Raw genomic sequence first — 15,933 nt, forward strand, 5'->3', positions numbered from 1 at the left:
AGTACGCGCTCTATTCCCAAGGCGCAGGATCGCCAAACAACTGCCCTTGCACGCCCTGAATCCCCATCTCCCGCAACACGACAAACTCTCCTTCTGTCTCCACCCGTTCAGCAATCAACGGCAAATCAATACTGTGTGCCGCGCGCTGTATGGCCTCGATGAACAACCGTTTGTGCCGCTCCCGATCAATGGCGCGGATGTAACTGCCTTCGATTTTCAGGTACGCCAGCCCCAGGCTCGACAAATTGCCAATCATGCTGAAACGCCCGCCGAAGTGTTGCAGCGCAAGCGAGTAGCCCATCTCCCTCAGTTGCCTCGTCAGGTCTTCCAGCCCCTGCTGATCCGGCATCTGATCCTCGCTGATTTCCAGCACCAACCTTGAGGCCAGATGCGCATGGCGTTTGAGCAGCTCCATCGCTTCGCCTAGCGCGAAGGCGTCGCAAAGCGTGGCGGCAGAGAGGTTCAGGGCCAGTGTCTGATCGTGCCGGGGTAGCTGCTCGAAGACTGTTTCGAGCATCACCCGATCATGACGCGCCGACCAGCCAAAGCGCTCGATCCACGGCAGAAAGCGTCCCGCCGCAAGCGTTTGTGAATCCTCGTCGAACACCCGCGACAGCACCTTGAAATGCAACACGCGGCTGACATCGCTGGCGTCCATCACCGGCTGGAAGAACAGTTGAAAACGCCGCTCGGTCAGGGCCTGATCCAGCAGTTCGTACCAGGCGTGGTGGTCGTCTTCCAGACTTCCGACCGCGCTGTGCTCGATGCAATGCCAGATCGTCTCGCTCTGGGCCTCGGCCTGAGACAGCGCCTGATCTGCCAGCCCCAGCAACGTCTGCGCCGAATCTCCCGGACTGTATGGCGCCAGACCTATGTACGCCGCCGGGCTGACATCCGAGGCACCGGTACTGCGTAAACTGCTCAGGGCCGTTTCCAGCTCATGGGCCAGTTGCAGCGCCTCCTCTTTCACCAGTCCCGGTGCCAGCACCGCAAACTCGCCGCCACGAATCCGGCTGATCAAATGCCGCGCTTCGGCGTGATTGAAGCACTGTCGCACCAGCACATCGCTGACCGAGACCAGCAATGCATCGGCTTTCTGGCCGCCCATTCGCTCATTCAGCCCGGCCAGATCGTTGATTCGCATCAGCAGCAGGTAGCCCGAACGCGCGTCTTCCACTTGGCTGACGTGCTCGTTGAGGCGCATGTCGAAATAGCGCCGGTTGGCGAGACCGGTAAGGCTGTCTTCGTAGCATTCGATCCGCAGTTTTTCCGTGCGCTCGGCCTGTTCCTGAAAAAGCGCCTTGAGCTTGTCGACCATCTGATTCATGGCCTGCACGACCCGGCGCAATTCCGGCGTGACCGGCAACTGCGGCACGCTCAAAAATTCGCGACGGCCAATGGCTTCGGACTGTTCGACCATGTAATCCAGCGGCTTGAGCTGGCGTCGCAACAGCCACGCCCCCAACAGAAAGCTGACAATCCCGCACAGCAGCAGCCACCCCAGATTGCCCAACGCGGCCTGCCACAGCTTGCCAATGGCGAACATTGGGTGGCTGACCACTTCGACCCGCGCCGCCGGGCGCCAGCCTCGGCTGACAATCGCGCTGGCCCCCGCAGGCTGCAATGCGATGAGCTTGATGAACCAGTCCGGCGCAGTGGCCGCAGGTACGGCATTGCGCTCGACAATGACCTTACCGGTGGCCGGGTTCACTACTCGAATACGCGCGTAATAGCCGCTGTCGAAAATCGAGCTGACCATCAGGTCCATCATGGTCGGATCATCCACCGAAGGCTTCAACGACAACGCCAGTGCGGTGGCCGCGTCCTGCGCGTGGGAGCGCAACTGGTTGACGTACTGATCGCGGGAGCTTTCCAGGCTGACCATGAAGCCACCGCTAAAGGCGACGACCATGAACAGGCAGATGGCGATCAACAGCTGTTTGAACAGGGTCATGGGCGAATCCTTGTTCTGGCAAATGGCTCAGGGCGTGTTGCCCTCGACCGGAAAACCTTCGGCTTTCATCTTGTTCAACACGTCCTGCCAGCGGGACAGCTGTTTGATATCCCCCGCAATGCTGTTGCTGCCAAACGTGGCGTCCGTAGCGTCCGGCAACCACACGCCCTCGCCATTGAAGGCGTACACCGGCAGCAGATCCTTACGTGCGTCGGCGCGCTCAATGGTGTCGGTCAGGCTGTCGAGCACCAGCGGCTCGCCGTCGGCGTCCGGGTAATACGTCAGCACCATGTGCGCGCGTTCCGGGTTGAGCACCTTGACGTAGGTGATCAGCAGTTTGTCGGCAGGCATGCCCGACTGCCGCAAGCTGAAATACTTGGCGATGGCGAAGTCCTCGCAGTCACCCGCGCCTTTCCACAGCGCTTGGACGGGCGTCGCCCAATAGTCGTCCATGTGCCACAAATCGATGTCTTCGACGTAGCGCAACTCTTGGTTGAAAAACTGGTTAACGCGCTGCAACAGCTCAAGATCATTGCCCGGTTTACGTCCTGCGAGCATCGCCCTCCACTCATCGATCCGGTGCCGCCCCTCCGTTGCCGGGCCGTACAGTGCTGTCGCCCGGCGCGTGATCAATGAAAAGTCCCAATCGGCATTTGCCAGACTCGCCACTACGACACCCGCCAGCAATACCTGGCAGAGCGTGCGCGCAAGCCGGTCAACAGCGAAATGGATCGCCAATGCGGTCAGTCCAAAGGGGTCGACGGGAGGTACTCGCTGACGAGGCTCCAACCGAGGAAAATAATGGCATCTGGCGATCATTGGCTTGCGAATCAATGACTTCGATTGTCTGCGCACGTGAGCGTTGGAATGCCGCGTTCAGGCGACCGTTTTCCGACGCCTCGTATCGCTCAAAGGATAGAACACCCCACACACATGAACGCCATAAAGCCTTGTAGAATGCGCTCCGCCGCAGGCAGGTCAGAGATGTTTCAAAGTTTGACAAGGCCGAATACGGCCTCTAGTGTTCCATTGGATCCAATGTCTGGTCAGCAAAGAAGAAGTGACGATGCGCAGGGCTGAAAAAGAACAATTTCTGCGGGAAATCCTCGGTAGCGAGCAACCGCCCGCGCATTTGGCGCGCGGGGTGATCGAGGAAAAATTGCGCGCAGCGATACTCGACGGGCGTCTCCCGGCGGGCGTTGCCCTGCGTCAGCAAGAGCTGGCCACACTGTTTGGCGTCAGTCGCATGCCCGTGCGCGAAGCCTTGCGCCAGTTGGAAGCCCAGTCGCTGCTGCGGGTCGAAACACACAAAGGCGCTGTCGTCGCGCCACTGATCAACGAAGACGCCACCGATGCCTACGCACTGCGCATTCTGCTGGAATCCGAGGCGCTACGGCAGTCGATTCCCCTGCTGACCGCCGATGACATCCAGACCGCTCGCGGCTACATCGAACAGCTCGAAATCGAAACCGATTATTCGAAGATGGGCACGCTCAACCGCCTCTTCCACATGACGCTATACTCCCGGGCCACCAACAAACGTCTGCTCAAGCTGGTGGAAGACGGGCTGAACGAGGAGGAGCGTTTTCTGCGCTTCAACCTCAAATACATGGGGTTGGGCAAGCTGTCCCAGCACGACCACTATGAATTGCTGCGCATGGCTGAAGCCGGTGACGCCAAATCCACCATCGACGCCCTGGCTCACCACTTGAATCGTGGTGTGGCGGCCATCAACACGTATTTGAATAGCCGACCTGCGGAAGTCGCCAAACCCGCCTCGGCGTCAAGGAAGCGCGCCCTCACCCAATGAGGGTTCGACGGTCGTGAGCGGCGACAGCTCACGATCCAGCATCGCCCCCCCTGCTTGCGGCCGCCATTGGTCGGATGAGGCACGGGGTTATTGAGCATCGGATACGCGATGCCAGCGCCGAAGGACCCGGCCCCACGGATATCAGTAGTCTGCCCACGCAGGCTTGGGGAACCCCTGTGTACGCTGAAAAAAGCAAATGGCTGATGGTGGTCAATTCCGGACAGCCCGTCAGGACGCGCCTGATCTGCTTCCCCCACGCGGGCGGCGATCCGGAGCAGTTTCGTGAATGGTCCGAAGGCCTGGCCGACCATATCGAGCTGGTCACCCTGCGTCTGCCAGGCCACGGCAGTCGCCTCAAGGAAACGCCTTACGATCAGTGGGCGCCGTTGCTGGAAGATACCTTCCTGGCGCTACAGCCCTACCTTACCGAACCTCACGCGTTCTATGGCCATAGCTTCGGCGGACGAGTCGCGTACGAGATGGCGCGTCTGGCGCAATCTCACTATCCCGGTCTGACCCGCCATCTCTTCATCTCCGGCTGTCGCAGTCCCGACAGCCGCCAGCCGACGCCTTACCTGCACACCCTGCCCAAAGACGACTTCATCCAGGCTTTGATCAAACTGGGCGTCGCGCAGGAGTCCATGCTGCACGACAAGAAACTGATGCGCCTGTTCGAACCGGTGATACGCAGCGACCTGAAGCTTTCGGAGTTATGGTCTCACTGCCCTGATGAAGGCCTGGACATCCCGTTGACCGCGCTTTACGGCAGTGACGACCCGGTCGATACCGCCACCAGCATGATGAACTGGCGCGAGTTTACCCGCCGCGAGTTCGAATTGATTGAAGTGCGCGGCAGTCATAATTTCCTCATCTCGCAGCGCGATCGCCTGCTGCACATTATCAACACCCACCTGGGCCTGCTCGACGTCTGACCCTCCCCGACACACATCCCCACTCGGCAAACACATCCCTCCTTAGCAGTCCGGCTTGCCGGCGGCAGCGATCTCACATTCGCCACCGCAGGCAAGCCATGTCTGCTACACACCCTCATCTAACGTGAAATCTGCCCACGCCAGCCGAGCGCAGTTTTCGGTTTCAGGCACACTCGGGCAGTGAACCCCCTGCTGTCGGTTCCGCAAACGCAATTCTCATGGAGCAGCGAAAGGAGCAGTGCCAGGGCGCAGACGTAATGAGGGATGTCCATCTACGTCGCCCACAAAAATCCTTCTACAGCGATTATTCAGTTAACGCGCAATGCCGAACGAGGCATTCGTTCATTATTATCAATTCTGGCCCAATTGAGTCGGAAGGGTTGCGCTCACTCAAATAAAACTCTGGACCGAAGTTTTATCAGGACACTTCACGCCCGGTTTTATATACGTAAAAAATTATTAAAAAGTGTTTGCGAACGAATTAACAAGTGAATTAACGTTTTCTCGTCGCCCCACAGACGACAGCGCAGCCCTTCATACACGGGCCGCACAGCAAAGGCTTGTTCCGACTTCCACGTACCAAGCCTGTTATTGACAACGACCATTAAACGAAAGAACTGTTCGTCGCTCGCGCTCGCCCATCGGTTAGGCAGGCCCTTATTTGGCGCTCTCAATTCGCCCAATTAATGCTTGACCGATTTCAATAAGCGCCAAGGCTTGAACAGGAAACTTTAACTTCAAGGACGTCACAATGAGCATTCAAAAACAATTGCTGACCCGCAAGAAATTCGAATTAAGCGCCCATCCAATCTTCTCCGAAATTGATTCAATTGACGTACTTCGGCGCTTCATGGAGGCACACGTTTTTGCGGTCTGGGACTTCATGTCGCTGACCAAGCGACTGCAGCAGGAACTGACCTGCACCCGCTTGCCCTGGTTGCCGCCCAAAGACCCGAAAGCCGCACGTCTGATCAACGAAATCGTCTTGGGCGAGGAATCCGATGATCGTCTCGATCACGGTCATTACAGCCATTTCGAACTGTATCTGGACGCCATGCGCGAAGTTGGCGCCAGTACGGCGCGAATCGAACGCTTCGTCGAGCTGCAAAAGGAAGGCGTGCACTACCAAACCGCGCTGGAGCGAGTAAAAGCGGGCAAGGCCGAAGCCTGCTTCGTTCGGGACACACTGGATATCGCCCTCAACGCCCCCGCCCACAGCGTCGCCGCAGCGTTTTTGCATGGCCGCGAGAGCGTCATCCCGCAGATGTTCCAGCGCATCCTCGACGACTGGGGCATCACCGCCAATCAAGCGCCAACCTTCCGCTACTACCTGGAACGTCACATCGAAGTTGATTCCGAGGACCACGGCCCGGCAGCCGAATCACTGCTGGCGCGCCTCGTCGACGGCGATGGGCAACGCGAGCAACAAGTCTACGAAGCAGCCATCGCCGCCGTGGAAAGCCGCATTGCGCTGTGGGACGCCCTGCGCGTGAGCATGCGCGAACCGGCACTTGAGGTCAGCGCGTAAGCGCCTGCCAATCCCCTCAGCCAAGAACACAAGGACGACATCATGAAAGCCGAAGATTACCTGTCCTTTGCCGATGCCTGGGAAGGTCGCGCAACGATCCGCACCCGCCCGCGCCGCATCGTCGAGAACGACGCCAAACTCATCTATCCGCTGAGCCGCCAACCGTTGGTGCTGAGCGACACGTTCACCCGCGAATGCCCGCATTTGCGTGACTTTGCGCTGATCCAGAGCCTGTACAAATTCATCAACGACGTGGTGATTTTCGAGACGGAAATCGTCGACAAGACCGCCCGCAGCATCGCCAAGGACAACTTCGCGATCCGCTTTCCCTTCGCCTGCCGCTACGACGCCATGACCGTTGTGGTCGACGAGGATTATCACGCGCTGGTGGCCATGGACTTCATGCAGCAGACCATCGCCCTGACCGGTATTCAGCCCGTCCACCTGCCGCTGGAAATAGAATTGAGCCGGGCGATTCCCGCTGCGCTGGCATTGGCGCCCGATCATCTGCGCAGCGCTGTCGAGCTGATCTGCGTGGCCATTGCCGAAAACACCGTGACCAATGATGTCGCCGCGTTCGCCAAGGACGACACGGTCAAACAATCAGTCAAGGGCCTGATGGCCGATCACCTGCTCGACGAAGGTCGCCATTCGGGCTTCTGGGCGCGTCTGGTGCGCATCTACTGGAACGCCGCGCCTGAAGAGGACCGGCAAACCATCGCGCACATCATGCCGGTGTTCATTGCTCAATATTTGACCAATGACATTCAGAAAGGCTTTGACTTCGTGCTCATCGATCACTTGGACGTCACCGAATCGGTCAAACAGGCGTTGCGGGAGGAAGCCCAGGCGATGTGCTTCCCGATCAATAGGCATCACCCGCTGGTGGGCAATATCGTGCGGTTCTTCAAGACCAGCTCGATGCTCGATTCGACCTGTGTTCAACACGCCCTCGCTGACTATTTGCCCGTGGGAGGTGTGCAATGAAACGCCTGGCGATTGTGCTCATCGGCCACAGTCGGGTGTTGAGCGAACTGTGCGCGGCGCTCGACAGCCATGGCCACCAGATCCACGCATTGACCGACGCTCAAGCGCTGGAAAGCAGCCCATTGAGCGACGTATCGATGCTCATCGAAGACGGCACGCTGGAATTGTCGAGCGCCCGATTGCACGCCTTCAAGACCGCCGTCCATCTTGGATTGCGAGTCGGCCTGACGCCCAGCATGCACGCGGGGCTGCCGCAGGTTGAATGGCTGTGCTGGTATGGGTCGGCCACTGCGCAACGTCTGATTGTGCGGGAGTCGGTGCCTGTCGAGCCTTCGGGCAACGGTCGCCAGTTGCGCGACAGCGCGGTGGCGGCGCTGATCGACAGCATTGCGTTGCAGGTCAGCCGCTTTTCTCGCGACCCCGAGCACTTCATCCGGAGCGAACGGGTCGAGCCGCCCCGCAGTGAATGGCAGGAAGGCATGCAGAAGCTGGACCGGCTGGCCTTCGAGCACCGCTTCAATCACACCGCTGAGCCTCATCTGCTGAACATCGCTCAGTCGTCTCTGGTTGCGCGACTGGACCGCAGTTTCAGTCAATTTGGCGAACGCTGTGCACTGGAAATCGACGGTCAACACATTCGCTACGACACGCTGCGCGCCCAGGCGGTGGCTATCCAGCAACGCATGACGGCGTTGCTGGATCAGGTCGAAAACGAACCGTTGGTGATCGGCATCTGCCTGCCCAAGTCCACTGCGCTGTTTGCCGGGATTCTGGCCGTTCTGGGGTATGGCGCGGTTTATCTGCCCCTCGACCCCAGCCAGCCCTTGCAGCGCCAGCAGTACATTCTGGAAAACGCAAAAGCGGCGTTGCTGCTGCACGACGGTCAACACCCTTTGGCCGACTCATGCGTACCGGGGCTGAACATCTGCGACATCGCCCCCACGCCAACGTCTCAGTCCTTGATGCGACGGGAGCCTGAAATCAATGCGCCGTGCATGGCGCTGTACACCTCGGGCACCACCGGGCATCCCAAGGGCGTGATGCTCAGTCAGCACAACCTCAGTCATTTCACGGCCTGGTACGCGGACTATGTCAGCCTCAGCGAGCACAGTCGGGTATTGCAGTTCTCGACCTTGAGTTTCGATTCATCGGTGATCGACATCTTCCCGACCCTGCTCAGCGGCGCCGAACTGGTGGTCGCAAACGAGGATCAACGACGCGATCCGCTGCAACTGGTCGAGCTGCTGGGCCAGAACCTCAGCCATGCCTTTCTGCCGCCTGCGCTGCTGAGCATTCTGCCGCTGGATACGCCGCTGACGCTCCAGCACCTGTGCACAGGCGGCGACGTCTGCGAGCCGTATGTCATCGAGCGGTTGGCGTCGCAGTGCGCGTTCCACAATTTGTACGGCCCGACCGAAGCCACGGTGCTGATCACCGCCGGGCAATTTCAGCCCGGCAGTAGCAACCGCAACCTTGGGCGCCCCATCGCCAACAGTCAATTGCTGATTCTGGACGAGCAGCTACAGCCGGTTGCCGAGCAAACGCCGGGCGAGTTGTACATCGTCGGGCCGGGCGTGGGGCTGGGTTACATCCATAACCCGGCGCTCACCACCGAGCGCTATGTGCACATCGACCTGGGTGACGGCGAGACCTTGCGCGCCTATCGCACGGGCGACATCGGCAAATGGACTGACGAGGGCATTGAGCTGTCGGGCCGTCGAGACAATCAGGTGAAAATTCGCGGATTCCGGGTTGAACCGGAAGAAATCGAACATTGCCTGCGCGACAGCCAACTGTATCGCCAAGTCGCCGTGGTGGTGGATGAGCAGCGCCGGATCCTGGCCTTTCTCGCCCAGCCCCACGGCGTCGAACCTGATGCCGCTCGCCATCGGCTGAAGGCCCACGTCGAACGCCTGCTGCCCGATTACATGCGCCCGGCGGCCTATACGGAGCTTGCGAACATGCCGTTCGCGAACAACGGCAAGATCGATCGCAAAGCCTTGCTGCAATTGCCGATCAATCTGATCGAACAGGCGCCCCGCCGTCAGCCGGAAACTGAAAATGAACGCCTGTTGCTGCCGCTGTGGGCGGATTTACTGGAGGTGCCGCCGGGCGACATTTCCACTGATGAAAGCTTCTTCAATCTGGGTGGCCATTCGATTCTGCTTTCGCAGATGCTGCTGGGGATTCGCGAGCGTTTCGGGCGCAGCGTCCCGATCAACCGCTTCATCGAGTCGCCCACGCTGATCAATCTGGCGTCACTGCTCGATACCGAAGGTGCGTCGACCTGGACCGTCAGCCCTCAAGCGATCAACGACGCGACCACCCCCATCGACCTGCCGATAATGCCGGTGGGCAAGCTGGGGGATGTGCACAAGGTCATCCTCACTGGGGCCAACGGCTTTCTCGGCGTGCACATCGTTGAGGCGTTGCTGGCGTGGGGTGCGACCGAAGTGGCGTGCCTGGTGCGTGAGGGCAATGGGCTGACCGCGCAGGACCGTTTCGTCGAATCGCTGCGCGAGAATCGATTGGAACATCTGGACTTGAGTCGGGTGCGCGTCTACGCAGCCGATGTCACTCGGCCGCAACTGGGCCTGAGCGACGAGGTGTACGAGCGGCTTGATCGTGAGTTCGGCGCGCTGGTGCACAACGCCGCTAACGTCAATCACGTTCAGGATTACGAAACGCTGGCCAAAGACAACGTCGCGCCGATCTTCGAATGCCTGCGCCTGTGCGAAGGTCGCAGCAAAAAGGTGTTCAACTTCGTCTCGACACTCTCGGCCTCCAGCGCCGTTGACGCCGATGGCAATGTGCTGGAGGCGCCCGCCGCCGACACCCCGCCGATCTACATCAAGAACGGCTACAACCTGTCCAAGTGGGTCGCCGAACGCATTCTGCAGCAGGCCCGAGAACAGGGCGCGTGGGTCAACATTTATCGCCCCGGCAACATCGCGTTCAACAGCGTCACGGGTGTCTGTCAGCCGCACAAAAATCGTTTGATGTTGATGCTCAAAGGCTCGATGCAGTTGGGGCAAGTCCCCGATTTCTCGATGACTTTCGACCTCATGCCCGTGGACTTCCTCGCCCGTTTCATCGGCTTCCACAGCAGCCGTTATCAACCCGCCCGCGCCGTGTTCAACCTGCACAACCCCGAGCCTTTGAGCTGGAGCGGTTACGTCGACGCGTTCCGTGAAGCCGGGCGCGAATTCGAGATGGTCAGCGTTGCGCACTGGCAGACCCAACTGAGCCGGGTCGACAGCCAGAACGCACTGTTTGGCGTGCTCGGCTTTTACCTGGACGGCTTCGAGGAAGACATCGGCGACATCTCGATGATTGCCTACCAGAACGCCCTCGCCGGAGTGCAGCGCATGGGCGAACGCTATCCGCAAAAATCCCCGGCGCTGCTGCGCAAGGGCTGCGACTACCTGAAAGAAATCGACTTCATCTGAACGCAACACCCCACGTACGTAATGGAGAACGACATGAACGCAATCGACACCCTCGTCAACCTGAAACCCGACACGCTGGTGGCCAACCCGGTCGGCGCTCCTGTAGTGGCCTCAGTGACAGTGGCCGCTGAGGCACGGAAAGTCTGGGAAGTCGTCGGTAATTTTGGCGGCTTCGACAAGTTTGTCCTCGCACTGAAGAGCATCGACGTCATTGGCAACGGCGTCGGCGCCATTCGCCACAAGCGCTTCAAGGAGGGCGGACTTGAGGTGGTCGAGCAACTGAACTCGCGCAATGACAAAGCGTTTTCAATGACCTGGACCACGATCTACAACAACCTCGGTGTCGGCAATCTCTGGGCGTCAATGACGGTGACGCCGGGTAGCGGCAACAACAGCGTCGCCACCTGGACAATCGTGGCGGAGCCCGCTGCCGGCAACCCAATGAACGCCGATGAGTTTCGCGCGTTCCTGCAGGGGTTTGCTGATGAGGCCATGGGGAATGTGCAGAAGCTGTTTGGCTAATACACCATAGGGCTGCTGTGGCTGAACAAGCCCTGAACTGTACCTGTGGGAGTGAGCATGCTCACGAATGCGGTGGCCCTGTCGCTGTTGCACTGCCTGGACTGATGCTTTCGTGAGCAAGCTCACTCCCACAAACCTCCGCAGATACGAGTATGCAAATGTTGCAAATCATCAACCACCCCAACACAATGCGACTAATTATCATTTGAGCAGCGCTGGGGATGGCGCGTATCGATGCCCTCTTGCGACGCGACCCTGCGTACCCTCTACAGCGATCACCACGGCTGGCTCAACGGCTGGCTGCGCAGCAAGCTGGGTAACGCCGCCGATGCCGCCGATCTGGCCCAAGACACCTTCGTTCGTTTGATCAATCGCAGCGAACGGCTGGAGCTGAAAGCGCCAAGAGCGTTTCTGCGCACAGTCGCACGAGGCCTGGTCATCGACCATTGGCGTCGTGAAGAACTGGAACGTGCCTATCTCGAAGCCCTCGCCCAGTTGCCTGAGCACGAAACAACTTCGCCGGAATCCCGTGAACTGGTATTCGAGTTGCTGGAAAGCATCGCCAAAATGCTCGACGGACTCAAACCCAAGGTACGTCGGGCCTTTCTGCTGGCCCAGTGCGAAGGCATACCGTACAAGCAGATCGCCGAGCAGATGAACATTTCCGTGCGATCAGTCGAACGCTACGTCGCCGATGCGCTGTATCACTGCTATCAGTTGCGGTATGGCGAATGAGCCAGGCATCGGCGCGAGACCATCAACCCTCTCCAGTCGTGGTGCGCCAGGCCATCGAATGGATGATGCGTTTGAACAACCACGCGGCGAGTCCACGCATGCGTCAACGCTGTGAACAATGGCGTGTTGCACACCCCGATCACGAATGCGCCTGGCAGCGTGTCGTGGCGATGAATGCCGATTTGCACAGCCGCTTTCAGGCATTACCTGCCGGTGGTGCGGTGTTTGATGCGCTGGAAAACAGCGCCCAGCGGCTGGGCCGCAGGCAGGCGTTGAAGCTGTTGTCAGGGGTTTTAGTCGTGGGGGCGAGCGCGTACCTGGCCAGAGATGTTCTCCCTTGGCAGCAGTGGAGCGCTGATTTCTCTACCGGTGTCGGGGAACGCAGAGGGATCGTGCTGACGGATGGCACGCGCCTGCGACTCAATACCGACACCGCTGTGGATCAGGATTTCAGTCCAACCCAGCGCCTGATTCGGTTGAACAAGGGCGAAATTCTCGTCAGATGTGGTGCCGATGCACAGAGCGCCACATCAAGGCCATTACTGGTCAGTTGTCGACACGGGGTGTTCGAGGGACAGTCGGCGCGTTTCGTGGTTCGTCAGGAGTCGGACCATACGCGGCTCAGTGTGACCGAGGGAAGCGTGCTGATCCGCTCGCCGGGTGAGGGTTCGGTGACCGTTCAGGCAGGTCAAAGCTACTCCGTGAATGGACAGCGAGTGGAACGGATACCCCAACTGGACATGGACCCCGGCGCTTGGGCTGACGGCCTGATCGTCACGCGCAACATGCGGCTGGGTGACTTCCTCGCCGAAGTCTCGCGCTATCGTCATGGCTACTTGGGCTGCACGCAAGACATCGCCGATTTGCGCCTGTCCGGCGTGTTCCGCCTGGAAGATACCGACAAGCTGCTGGCCATGTTGCCGCAAACACTGCCGGTACAACTCAAGTACCGCACGCGTTGGTGGGTGACGCTGCAACGCAACGCATGACGTTCAATTATTTTTGGCGGGTTTCGTTCGCAAGTCCGGCTTAGAGATCAGTACCCCTACTCTCACCGAACTCAACGGAACCCGCAATGACCCGGCTTCAGTGTGCAATGCAGTCCCCTCAGACATACGCTTCAGGCGCAGTCAAACCCTCCCTGCTTGGTTCAGCCATCCGCGCCGCGCTGATTTCCACCACGCTGTCCGCTGGCGTACTGCCCCTGCATGCGTTAGCGGCCGATACGCCAGCCGTCGTCAATCCGGCGCGCAGTTATTCAATCCCGGCAGGTTCATTGGGCGATGCGCTGAACCAGTTCGCGCGCCAGGCCGACATCATGCTCTCGACCACACCAGAACAGACTGTCGGGCTTAGGTCCCCAGGCCTTCAAGGCAGTTACTCCAACGATCAAGCCCTGGCCATTTTGTTGGGCGGCAGCGGTCTGCAAGCGGTCAGTCAGGACGGCAGCAGCTATGTGTTGCGCAGTGTCAGTGATCAGGCGATGGCATTGCCCAGCACCGACGTGCGCGGCTTCGCATTGGGTAACGCGCTGGGCAGCATGGAGGGCTACAACGCGACCCACAGCCAGATCGCGACCAAAACCAGCACCCCACTGCTGGAGACGTCGCAATCGGTATCAGTCGTGACCCGCGAGCAGATGGACGATCAGGGCGCACAGACCGTTGCTCAGGCCATGCGTTACACGCCGGGTGTGCTGACCAACCCCTATGGCGCGACGCACCGTTACGATTATGTGGCGATGCGCGGCTTCAACGACGGGTCGGTGGACAACATTTACCTCGACGGCCTGAAGTCCATGGGGGATAGCGGCACGTACAGCACAATGCAGGTCGATCCATATTTCCTCGAACGCGTCGATATCCTCAAGGGACCCTCATCAGTTTTGTATGGCCGCAGTTCGCCGGGTGGTCTGGTCGCACTGACCAGCAAGAAGCCGCTGTATGAGCCCTATCACCAAATTCAAGCCACTGTTGGGTCCAACAACCAGCGTGTTGTGGGCTTTGACTTCAGCGGCCCTGTGGATGACGACAAAAGCATTGCCTATCGTCTGGTGGGCCTGACCGATAAATCCGATACCCAGTTCGATAACGCATCAGAGAAGCGCTACGCATTAGCCCCCACACTGAGCATCGACTTCACCGAAGATACATCGTTGACACTCCAGGCCTATCTGCAACATGACCCCGAAGGCGGCTACCACGGCGGCAACCCGGCAGACGGCGTGCTGCATCAGCGCAATGGGCAGCGGATCTCTGAGCACTTCTTTGAGGGTGAACCGGGGATTGATGGCTACAGCCGTAATCAGCAATCCTTCGGCTATCAATTCGAACACCGCTTCAACGAGGTCTTCACCGCTCGCCAGAACTTCCGCTATCTGGATTCGAAAGTGAGTCTGGATCAGGTCTACAGCTACGGCTGGACGAGCCCTACGAGTAATGAGTTGAATCGCTACTACTCGGGTGCGAATGAACACCTGCATTCGTACATCGTCGACAACATGCTGCAAGCGGACTTCTTTACCGGTCCGGTCAAACACACCACCCTGGTGGGCGCGGATTACCAGCGTCGCAAGACAGTCGTCGACTGGCAGAGCGGCTCACTGGCGCCGATCAACGCATTCGACCCGGTGTACGGCAACTCGCAGATCACCTATTACGACCCAACCAGTTACCTGCGCCGTCTGGAGCAGACCGGCATGTACGCGCAAGATTTGATCGAATGGGACAAATGGCGCTTCTCGTTGGGCCTGCGTCATGACTGGGTTGAGACGTCCGACGAAAACCGTATCGCCGAGTTTGGGCGCCCTGAAGGCACCGAGATCAGTGACAAGCGCACCAAAACCACTGGCCGCGCCGGGGTGCTCTATTTGTTCGATAACGGCATTGCGCCGTATCTCAGCTATTCCGAGTCGTTCAACCCCAATTCGTATTCGGATAGTGCAGGCAACCCGCTCGCGCCTACTGATGGCAAGCAATGGGAAGCAGGTATCAAGTATCAGCCACCGGGCACCGACAACTTGTTCACGGCCTCAGTGTTCCGCATCGATCAGGAAAATCTGGCGACGAAGCTGCCCCAAGAGAACTTCTATCGCGCAATCGGTGCGGTTCGCTCTCAAGGACTGGAACTCGAAGCCCATGTCCAGCTCACTGACAATTTGAAGCTTCTGGGTAGCTATACGCTGACGGATATTGACTATTCCAAATCAATGCCCAGCACTGTGAGCGACGTGAATAACAAAGGCAATTCGCCGACTCAGGCACCCAAACATATGGCGTCGATATGGGGTGACTACCGGTTCAACAGTGGAGTACTCGATGGGCTGCGTCTGGGCACAGGTTTGCGCTATGTAGGTTCGAGTTGGGTCGACGCCGAGAACACCCTGAAGGTGCCTTCCTACACGCTATGGGACGCTTCGGTGGGGTACGACTTGAGCAAGGTGGGTCTGAAGGGTGTTGATGTGCGGCTCAATGCAAACAACCTCACCAACGAGAGTTACGTCGCGTCGTGCGCCAGCCTGAACTTCTGCTACATGGGTGAAGAACGCAACGTCAGTGCGACGGTGAGTTACCAGTTCTAAAAGCTGCGACTGCTGACCCCAGCCAGCCTTTGGCAGCAGAGGCTGGCTTTTTTGTCTCGCTAATTTATGAGCCTCCGAAACGACAAAACCCCTGTCTGCGTTAGCAGACAGGGGTTTCGGAATTTAATCTTGACGATGACCTACTCTCACATGGGGAAACCCCACACTACCATCGGCGATGCATCGTTTCACTTCTGAGTTCGGGATGGAATCAGGTGGTTCCAATGCTCTATGGTCGTCAAGAAATTCTGTAGCCGATCCGTTACCAGGTAACGTGTCAGCGAAATTCGGTGACCTTCACTTATAAAGACAAAACCCCGTCTGCTTTCGCAAACGGGGTTCTGCAATTGAATCTTGACGATGACCTACTCTCACATGGGGAAACCCCACACTACCATCGGCGATGTATCGTTTCACTTCTGAGTTCGGGATGGGA

At 58.8% G+C, this 15,933-nt stretch carries 11 protein-coding genes and 2 rRNA genes; 9 read left to right on the top strand and 4 right to left on the bottom strand.

Features of this window, described 5'->3' with window-relative positions; translation table 11 throughout:
• Nucleotides 1–10 precede the first annotated feature (10 nt).
• Both lapD and lapG read right to left on the bottom strand, forming a co-directional pair.
• Complete coding sequence (lapD, locus tag ACI2KB_RS19625) at nt 11–1,954, bottom strand: cyclic di-GMP receptor LapD (RefSeq protein WP_404636986.1); 1,944 nt, start codon at nt 1,952–1,954, stop codon at nt 11–13.
• Between the two features lie 27 nt (nt 1,955–1,981).
• Nucleotides 1,982–2,692: a cysteine protease LapG gene (gene lapG, locus ACI2KB_RS19630; protein ID WP_404636988.1), complete on the bottom strand. Its 711-nt coding sequence runs from the start codon at nt 2,690–2,692 to the stop codon at nt 1,982–1,984.
• Nucleotides 2,693–3,020: 328 nt separating this feature from the next.
• On the opposite strand from lapG, the gene ACI2KB_RS19635 reads away from it, so the two are divergent.
• The 9 genes from ACI2KB_RS19635 (at nt 3,021) to ACI2KB_RS19675 (ending at nt 15,497) form a co-directional block, all read left to right on the top strand.
• Nucleotides 3,021–3,764, top strand: coding sequence for a GntR family transcriptional regulator (locus tag ACI2KB_RS19635; protein WP_404636990.1), 744 nt, complete (start codon nt 3,021–3,023; stop codon nt 3,762–3,764).
• A gap of 176 nt (nt 3,765–3,940) precedes the next feature.
• Nucleotides 3,941–4,696: a thioesterase II family protein gene (locus tag ACI2KB_RS19640; RefSeq protein WP_404636992.1), complete on the top strand. Its 756-nt coding sequence runs from the start codon at nt 3,941–3,943 to the stop codon at nt 4,694–4,696.
• A gap of 751 nt (nt 4,697–5,447) precedes the next feature.
• Entirely contained in the window at nt 5,448–6,224 is a 777-nt protein-coding gene (locus ACI2KB_RS19645; RefSeq protein WP_404636994.1) for a DUF3050 domain-containing protein, read from the top strand.
• Nucleotides 6,225–6,266: 42 nt separating this feature from the next.
• Nucleotides 6,267–7,211 carry a diiron oxygenase gene (locus ACI2KB_RS19650; RefSeq protein WP_404636996.1) on the top strand — a complete coding sequence of 315 codons (945 nt, stop codon included), beginning with the start codon at nt 6,267–6,269 and terminating at the stop codon, nt 7,209–7,211.
• A complete protein-coding gene (locus ACI2KB_RS19655) occupies nt 7,208–10,660 on the top strand; it encodes a non-ribosomal peptide synthetase (RefSeq protein ID WP_404636998.1) in 3,453 nt (1,150 codons plus the stop codon). The genes ACI2KB_RS19650 and ACI2KB_RS19655 overlap by 4 nt, the downstream gene beginning before the upstream one ends.
• Before the next feature lie 33 nt (nt 10,661–10,693).
• On the top strand, nt 10,694–11,182 hold the full coding sequence (locus ACI2KB_RS19660; RefSeq protein ID WP_404637000.1) for an SRPBCC family protein: 489 nt from the start codon (nt 10,694–10,696) through the stop codon (nt 11,180–11,182).
• Between the two features lie 234 nt (nt 11,183–11,416).
• The gene (locus ACI2KB_RS19665; protein ID WP_404637002.1) at nt 11,417–11,917 is read left to right on the top strand and encodes a sigma-70 family RNA polymerase sigma factor; all 501 of its coding nucleotides are present in this window, start codon (nt 11,417–11,419) and stop codon (nt 11,915–11,917) included.
• Nucleotides 11,914–12,906, top strand: coding sequence for a FecR domain-containing protein (locus tag ACI2KB_RS19670; protein WP_404637004.1), 993 nt, complete (start codon nt 11,914–11,916; stop codon nt 12,904–12,906). Before ACI2KB_RS19665 ends, ACI2KB_RS19670 begins: the two co-directional genes overlap by 4 nt.
• Before the next feature lie 107 nt (nt 12,907–13,013).
• Nucleotides 13,014–15,497, top strand: a complete 2,484-nt coding sequence (locus ACI2KB_RS19675; protein WP_404637028.1) for a TonB-dependent siderophore receptor — start codon at nt 13,014–13,016, stop codon at nt 15,495–15,497.
• A 127-nt stretch (nt 15,498–15,624) separates the two neighbouring features.
• On the opposite strand, the gene rrf (ACI2KB_RS19680) is transcribed toward ACI2KB_RS19675, so the two are convergent.
• Together rrf (ACI2KB_RS19680) and rrf (ACI2KB_RS19685) are read right to left on the bottom strand one after the other, a co-directional pair.
• Nucleotides 15,625–15,740, bottom strand: a 5S ribosomal RNA gene (rrf, locus tag ACI2KB_RS19680).
• 109 nt (nt 15,741–15,849) lie between these two features.
• Nucleotides 15,850–15,933, bottom strand: a 5S ribosomal RNA gene (rrf, locus tag ACI2KB_RS19685); the annotation flags it as partial.

Source organism: Pseudomonas sp. NPDC088444 (genome assembly GCF_044900175.1).
GTDB lineage: Bacteria > Pseudomonadota > Gammaproteobacteria > Pseudomonadales > Pseudomonadaceae > Aquipseudomonas.

What these genes read in the sequence shown, in the direction of transcription:
- lapD (WP_404636986.1), bottom strand. Translation starts at nt 1,954, where the DNA reads ATGACCCTGTTCAAACAGCTGTTGATCGCCATCTGCCTGTTCATGGTC.
- ACI2KB_RS19635 (WP_404636990.1), top strand. Translation starts at nt 3,021, where the DNA reads ATGCGCAGGGCTGAAAAAGAACAATTTCTGCGGGAAATCCTCGGTAGC.
- ACI2KB_RS19645 (WP_404636994.1), top strand. Translation starts at nt 5,448, where the DNA reads ATGAGCATTCAAAAACAATTGCTGACCCGCAAGAAATTCGAATTAAGC.
- ACI2KB_RS19650 (WP_404636996.1), top strand. Translation starts at nt 6,267, where the DNA reads ATGAAAGCCGAAGATTACCTGTCCTTTGCCGATGCCTGGGAAGGTCGC.
- ACI2KB_RS19655 (WP_404636998.1), top strand. Translation starts at nt 7,208, where the DNA reads ATGAAACGCCTGGCGATTGTGCTCATCGGCCACAGTCGGGTGTTGAGC.
- ACI2KB_RS19660 (WP_404637000.1), top strand. Translation starts at nt 10,694, where the DNA reads ATGAACGCAATCGACACCCTCGTCAACCTGAAACCCGACACGCTGGTG.
- ACI2KB_RS19665 (WP_404637002.1), top strand. Translation starts at nt 11,417, where the DNA reads ATGCCCTCTTGCGACGCGACCCTGCGTACCCTCTACAGCGATCACCAC.
- ACI2KB_RS19670 (WP_404637004.1), top strand. Translation starts at nt 11,914, where the DNA reads ATGAGCCAGGCATCGGCGCGAGACCATCAACCCTCTCCAGTCGTGGTG.
- ACI2KB_RS19675 (WP_404637028.1), top strand. Translation starts at nt 13,014, where the DNA reads ATGCAGTCCCCTCAGACATACGCTTCAGGCGCAGTCAAACCCTCCCTG.